The 6,191-nt window shown below is 27.0% G+C and carries 7 protein-coding genes; 6 read left to right on the top strand and 1 reads right to left on the bottom strand.

Features of this window, described 5'->3' with window-relative positions:
* The first annotated feature begins 23 nt into the window (after positions 1 to 23).
* From ACQRD5_RS16535 to ACQRD5_RS16525, 3 genes are read left to right on the top strand one after another with little or no spacing between them, the layout of a single operon-like run.
* The gene (locus ACQRD5_RS16535) at positions 24 to 407 is read left to right on the top strand and encodes a hypothetical protein (protein WP_294363800.1); all 384 of its coding nucleotides are present in this window, start codon (positions 24 to 26) and stop codon (positions 405 to 407) included.
* Positions 408 to 416: 9 nt separating this feature from the next.
* Complete coding sequence (locus ACQRD5_RS16530) at positions 417 to 689, top strand: hypothetical protein (RefSeq protein ID WP_294363801.1); 273 nt, start codon at positions 417 to 419, stop codon at positions 687 to 689.
* Between the two features lie 51 nt (positions 690 to 740).
* Entirely contained in the window at positions 741 to 2,036 is a 1,296-nt protein-coding gene (locus tag ACQRD5_RS16525; protein ID WP_427747071.1) for an MFS transporter, read from the top strand.
* A gap of 122 nt (positions 2,037 to 2,158) precedes the next feature.
* Here the strand turns inward: ACQRD5_RS16525 and ACQRD5_RS16520 are convergent, their stop codons facing one another.
* On the bottom strand, positions 2,159 to 4,063 hold the full coding sequence (locus tag ACQRD5_RS16520; protein ID WP_427747070.1) for an NAD(+) synthase: 1,905 nt from the start codon (positions 4,061 to 4,063) through the stop codon (positions 2,159 to 2,161).
* 280 nt (positions 4,064 to 4,343) lie between these two features.
* Between ACQRD5_RS16520 and ACQRD5_RS16515 the strand changes: the two genes are divergently transcribed.
* The 3 genes from ACQRD5_RS16515 (at position 4,344) to ACQRD5_RS16505 (ending at position 6,070) form a co-directional block, all read left to right on the top strand.
* Complete coding sequence (locus ACQRD5_RS16515) at positions 4,344 to 4,775, top strand: NfeD family protein (RefSeq protein WP_294365201.1); 432 nt, start codon at positions 4,344 to 4,346, stop codon at positions 4,773 to 4,775.
* Positions 4,776 to 5,741 (top strand): SPFH domain-containing protein, encoded by a 966-nt coding sequence (locus ACQRD5_RS16510; protein WP_320627886.1) that lies wholly within the window; start codon positions 4,776 to 4,778, stop codon positions 5,739 to 5,741.
* Positions 5,742 to 5,893: 152 nt separating this feature from the next.
* Positions 5,894 to 6,070, top strand: a complete 177-nt coding sequence (locus ACQRD5_RS16505; protein WP_320627887.1) for a hypothetical protein — start codon at positions 5,894 to 5,896, stop codon at positions 6,068 to 6,070.
* Positions 6,071 to 6,191 lie beyond the last annotated feature (121 nt).

The following is a 6,191-nucleotide window of genomic DNA, read 5'->3' as shown; positions in this document are numbered from 1 at the left end:
AATAAATATATGGGGGTAATAAAATGAGAGATGATTTAATAAAAATTTTAACAATGTTATCAGAAGGTAAGCTTAATGTAGAAAAAAGTGCAGAGTTAATTGATGTAATGTACAAAAAAGAAGAAAAAGCTATACAAATAGTAGAAAAGAATTATGATAAAAGAATGCTTAAAATAAAAGTTGACTCTTCAGATGGAGATAAGGTAAATGTTAACTTACCTATAGCTGTTATAACCTCAGTGCTTAAAGCAACAGGAAAACTACCAATTAAAAATGTTGATATGGAAGGTATAGATTTTGAAGTGTTGATTGAAACAATAATAGCAGCATTAGAAAATGAAATGGTTGGGGAAATAGTTACAGTAGATTCAAGTGATGGAGATGTTGTTAGGGTTGTAATTGAGTAGGTATGGTAAATGAAGATAGTAGTAAAGTCAAAGGATAGAAATATAAAATTATATGTGCCTATGTTTATTTTAACTAGTGGACTTAGGTTTTCAAAATTTATAACTAAAGAATATAGTAAACATGGTAAAGCTAATAATGATAAAAAAGACCTTATGGAATATATGAATTATATAGATATGGATCTTATTATATACGCAATTAAGGAGTTGAAAAGTTACAAAGGATTAACATTAGTTGAAGTAGAAGCTAGTGATGGAACTTATGTTTTAGTAAAAATATAAAAATAATAATAAAAGGGTATTACACAGTAATTGTGTAGAAAAGGGGTAAATATGAAATTTAATCTTTTGAAAGAAAAAAACTTTTCACTTTTAATGTTTGGGAAAATTACATCTTTAATTGGTTCTAATATGCAGAGCTTTGCATTATCTCTGTTTGTTTTAAGTACAACAGGATCAGCAACTAAATTTGCATCTATCCTTGCAATTGCACTTATTCCACAACTTCTTTTAGGACCATTTGCTGGAGTTATAGTAGATTGGTTTTATAGAAAAAATATACTCATAGTACTAGATTTAATAAGTGGTATTGTAGTAACTATTTTTGCAGTTAGTTATTTTATAACAGGTGAAATATCTTTAACTAATATTTATATTCTAGTTATAATACTTTCTGTAATATCAACTATAGATAGTCCTACTTTGCAAACAATAATACCAACTATCACAAAAAAGGAAGATTTAGTAGAAGCAAATTCTTTAAATTCCTTATTGATGTCTATTGGAAGTGTTATATCACCAGGTATTGCTGCACTAGCTTATGGGAGCTTAGGATTAGAAGGCGTTTTTATAATAAATTCAATTTCCTTCTTTTTATCAGCACTTTCAGAGGTGTTTTTAGTTATACCTAGGAATGCTAAAAAAAGAGAAAAACTTTCTTTTAATAGTTTTATTGATGAATTTAAAGAGGGGATAGGATTTATAGTAAAAAGAAAAGATATTATAAATATAGTTACTTTAGCAATAATTTTGAATTTTGCATTTGGATCTTTTACTGTAGGAAGTACTTATATTAGTAAAATTATTTTAAAAGTTTCAGATTTTCAATATGGAATAGTTGACTCTGTTGGGGTTATAGGAATGATAGTAGCATCTTTTCTTATAGGATGGCTTTCTAAAAAGAATTCTATAGGGAAAAATTTATATAGTAGTTTATTAATAAGTTCCGCAGTTCTTTCAAGTTATGCAATTGTAGCATTTAAATCATTTGTAGAAATAGAAAATAGTATTATTTATTTATATTTACTTATGCTATTAATTACTTTTGTTATTTGTCTTTATATAGGCCTTGCAAATACATTTATAAATATATATTTTCAGTATATTGTACCATTAGAGTTTATGGGCAGAGTATCAACAGTTATGGGGACAGGATGCATGATTGCAATGCCACTAAGTAATATGATATATGGATATCTTTTTGATAAAATAAGTGTATCTAATATATTCTTAATTTCTTCAGTAATTATGGTTATTACTATGGGCTTATATAAAAAGTCATTACTTTCAATTAATTTTAATGAAGAAGTTGAAGGAAAAGAAAGTGAAGCAGATATAGAACCAGCATAAAAATATATATTATATAAAATAACTTTAAAATTAAAATGTAGAATTAAGGAATAAACTCTTAATTCTACATTTTTAATTTCTTTATTTTACATTATGAAATAGGTATTTTTTAACTTGTTTTCTTATTTAAAAGAATTAAAGGATGCATCAGAAGGCATTCTCCAATCACCACGAGGGCTTAAAGATATACTACCAACCTTTGGACCGTCAGGTAATGCACTTCTTTTAAATTGTTGAGTGAAAAATCTATAAATAAATTTATCTAACCATTTTTCTATTTCTTCTTTACTATAATCTTCTTTAAAGGCCTCTTCTGCTAAGAATTTAATTCTTTCTTTAGAAGAACCATTTTTTATAAAGTGGTATAAGAAGAAGTCATGTAATTCATAAGGTCCTACTATATCTTCAGTTTTTTGAGTTATTTCTCCTTTATCTCCCTTTGGAAGTAATTCAGGGCTAACAGGAGTATCTAAAATATCTAATAATGTTTCAGATACTTCTTTAGTAGATTCTTTTTCAGCAACATATCTTACTAGGTATCTTACTAAAGTCTTTGGAATTGATGGATTAACAGAATACATACTCATATGATCTCCATTATAAGTACACCATCCAAGAGCAAGTTCTGAAAGGTCTCCGGTTCCAATTAATAATCCACCTTCTTTATTAGCTATATCCATAAGTATTTGAGTTCTTTCTCTTGCTTGAACATTTTCATATGTTACATCATGGATATCTTTATCATGACCTATATCTTCAAAGTGTTGCAATGCTGCTTTTACTATATTAATTTCTCTTAAATCACAACCAAGCTCCTTACATAATGTTAATGCATTATTATATGTTCTATCTGTTGTACCAAAGCCTGGCATTGTTATTGTAATTATATTTTTATTATCAATTCCTAAAAGCTTAAAGGTTTTTACTACAACTAATAGAGCTAATGTTGAATCAAGGCCACCAGAAATTCCGATAACTGCTTTTTTTAGATTGGTATGCTCCATTCTTTTAGCTAGTGCAGCAGCTTGAATGCTAAATATTTCTTTACATCTTTCTTCTCTTTGTTTAGCATTAGCAGGAACAAAAGGATGTTTATCTATATATCTATCAAAACTATTTAATTTATTTTCTTTATATTCGAAATTAATAATATTTGCATCAAAAGGAATAATTCTTGAAGCATCTCTAAAACTTATATTTTTCAGTCTCTCACTATTTAGTCTAAATACATCTATAAATGAATAAATAACTTGGTTATCTCTTTGAAATCTTTCATTTTCTTTAAGCATAGTTCCATTTTCAGAGATCAATAAATGTCCACTAAATAATATATCTGTTGTAGATTCATGAACTCCAGCTGAAGAATAAATATATGCAGACATACATCTAGCACTTTGGTTAGAAACTAAAGTTTCTCTATAATCTTTTTTACTTACTAATTCATTAGAAGCAGATAAATTTCCTATAATATTTGCTCCTAAAAGTGAAAGGTAAGAACTTGGCGGTATAGTTACCCAAAGATCTTCACATACTTCAAATCCAAAAGAGTATTCTCCAGATTTAAAAATTAAATTAGTTCCAAATGGTATATCTTTCTGGAATTCAAGGTCTACTTTTTCATTAATTATTCCTAATCCTTCACTAAACCAACGTTTTTCATAAAATTCACTATAGTTAGGTATATATGATTTTGGAACAATACCAAGAATTTTTCCATTAAATATTATATAAGCACAATTAAATAATGAATTTTTAAAGGTTAAAGGAGCACCTACAGCTATTAGCATATCTAAGTTAGAACTTTTTTCTACTATTTTTGAAATTGCTAAATTAGCTTTTTCTAAAAGGCTATATTGCATAAATAAATCTCCACAGCTATAGGAAGTAACACATAGCTCAGGAAATACAATTGCCTTAGCTCCATTCTTATAGGCATCTTCAATGCATAAAAAGATATTTTCTAAATTATATTGAATATCTGCAACACGTGTAATAGGACATGCAGCAGCAACTTTTATAAAATCCATAAAATCTCTCCAATCTAAATATTAATAATAATATTTTAACTCTTTTAAGATAATAAATTCAAAACTTGCTATTTAAATAATAAAAGGAAAACTATAGAAAATCAATGATAATAGAAGAAAAGAAATAAAAACAAGTAATAAATAGTTATAATTACTATATAAAAGGATAAAAATAGTATTGTAAAGAGTTATATAGTATAATATAATAAATCCGTAAATCATTTGATTTCAAATTTTTACTAATTAATGATATAATAATATAAAAAAGGAGGGGGAAAATATGAGTGCAGTAATTATTTGGATTATCATTGCAGCGATAGCAATTATAATAGATATAGCAACAAGTAATTTTTTGTTTGCCTGGTTTACTATAGGGGCAATTGCAGCTATGATAGCAGACTTATTTGGAATAAGCTTCGGTGTTCAAGTTATTATTTTCTTAGTAATAAATTTAATAACAGTATCACTTGGTTATCCATGGGCAAAAAAGAAATTTAAAAAATCAGTTAAAAGAACGCCATTAATGGAAGAAACTTATATTGGAAGAGTAATGAAAGCCGAAGAGGACATAATAGAAAAAGCAAAAGTTAAAGTAGACGGAATTTATTGGACTGTGTTAAACAAAGGAGAAGAAATTAAAAGAGGAGAAAATTTTGAGATTATAGGAATTGAGGGTATAAAATTAATTATAAAAAAAGAGGAGGAAATTTAAATGGATAAAATAATAGGACTTGTTATAGCAGGGGTAATAGTATTTTTCATTTTAATTATAATCTTATCATCAATAAAGATTGTAAATACAGGATATTTATATGTAGTAGAAAGATTTGGTCAATATCATAAAACCTTAGAACCAGGATGGCACTTTATGATTCCATTTGTAGATTTTGTTAGAAAGAAAGTTTCAACAAAACAACAAATTTTAGATGTACCACCACAATCAGTTATCACTAAGGATAATGTTAAAATATCAGTTGATAATGTTATTTTCTATAAACTTTTAAATGCAAAAGATGCTGTATATAATATAGAAGATTTTAGATCAGGTATAGTATATTCAGCAACAACAAATATGAGAAACATTTTAGGTAATATGACTTTAGATGAAATTTTATCAGGTAGAGATAAGATTAACCAAGATCTTTTAAGTATAATTGATGAAGTTACTGATGCATATGGTATAAAAATTCTTTCAGTTGAAATTAAGAATATAATACCACCAACAGAAATTCAAGAAGCTATGGAAAAGCAAATGAAAGCAGAAAGAAATAAGAGAGCTATGATTCTTGAAGCAGAAGGTCAAAGACAATCTCAAATTGAAAAGGCTGAAGGTGAAAAGAGAGCAAAGATACTTGCTGCAGAAGCTGAAAAAGAAGCTAATATAAGAAGAGCAGAAGGTTTAAAGGAATCTCAATTACTTGAAGCTGAAGGTAAAGCAAAAGCCATAGAAGAAATATCAATTGCCGAAGCTGAAGCTATAAGGAAGGTTAATCAAGCAATAATAGAATCTGGAACTAATGAAACTGTTATTGCACTTAAACAAGTAGAGGCTCTTAAAGAAATGGCTAACAATCCAGCTAATAAGCTTATATTACCAAATGAAACTTTATCTTCACTTGGTAGTATTGCAGCAATTGGAGAAATGCTTAAAGGAACTGATAGCAAAGCTACAAAGTAAAGTAAAGGGGCTGTTGCACTAAAAATTAGTGCAAAGCTCCTTTATTTTATGTAAATAGCCTTTTGATTAATTTTAGTATAGACATTATTATAATGATTAACTGGCAATAATAGGTGCTATAGAGATTTAATTAAGATATATCTTATAAGGAAGTGGAAACAGAGTATTCTAAAGATGGGATAACTATATATTCTAATAAGTATGGTAATTCTTTAATAATTGTTTCAGATAATATATATCTTGATATTAGATGCTGGGATGAAGATATGATAAATAGTGATATTTTAAAAATTGTATTAGATAAGATTTTCAAAGTTAAAAGTGCATAAAGAATATATTTTGTTAAGGTATAATATATATTAATAGTTATACGAGTATATAATTAATAATAAGAGTTTAAAAGCCGCATTTTCAGTAAAAATGAGACTTTTAAATATATATAATTTATTA

It is taken from the genome of Clostridium sp. SGI.024 (genome assembly GCF_050315195.1).
Lineage (GTDB): Bacteria > Bacillota > Clostridia > Clostridiales > Clostridiaceae > Clostridium.
This window is presented reverse-complemented; position numbering and strand designations above follow the sequence as displayed.

Bases quoted from the DNA above. Each gene is read 5' to 3' on its own strand.
- ACQRD5_RS16515 (WP_294365201.1), top strand. From the start codon at position 4,344: ATGAGTGCAGTAATTATTTGGATTATCATTGCAGCGATAGCAATTATA.
- ACQRD5_RS16535 (WP_294363800.1), top strand. From the start codon at position 24: ATGAGAGATGATTTAATAAAAATTTTAACAATGTTATCAGAAGGTAAG.
- ACQRD5_RS16530 (WP_294363801.1), top strand. From the start codon at position 417: ATGAAGATAGTAGTAAAGTCAAAGGATAGAAATATAAAATTATATGTG.
- ACQRD5_RS16510 (WP_320627886.1), top strand. From the start codon at position 4,776: ATGGATAAAATAATAGGACTTGTTATAGCAGGGGTAATAGTATTTTTC.
- ACQRD5_RS16525 (WP_427747071.1), top strand. From the start codon at position 741: ATGAAATTTAATCTTTTGAAAGAAAAAAACTTTTCACTTTTAATGTTT.
- ACQRD5_RS16520 (WP_427747070.1), bottom strand. From the start codon at position 4,063: ATGGATTTTATAAAAGTTGCTGCTGCATGTCCTATTACACGTGTTGCA.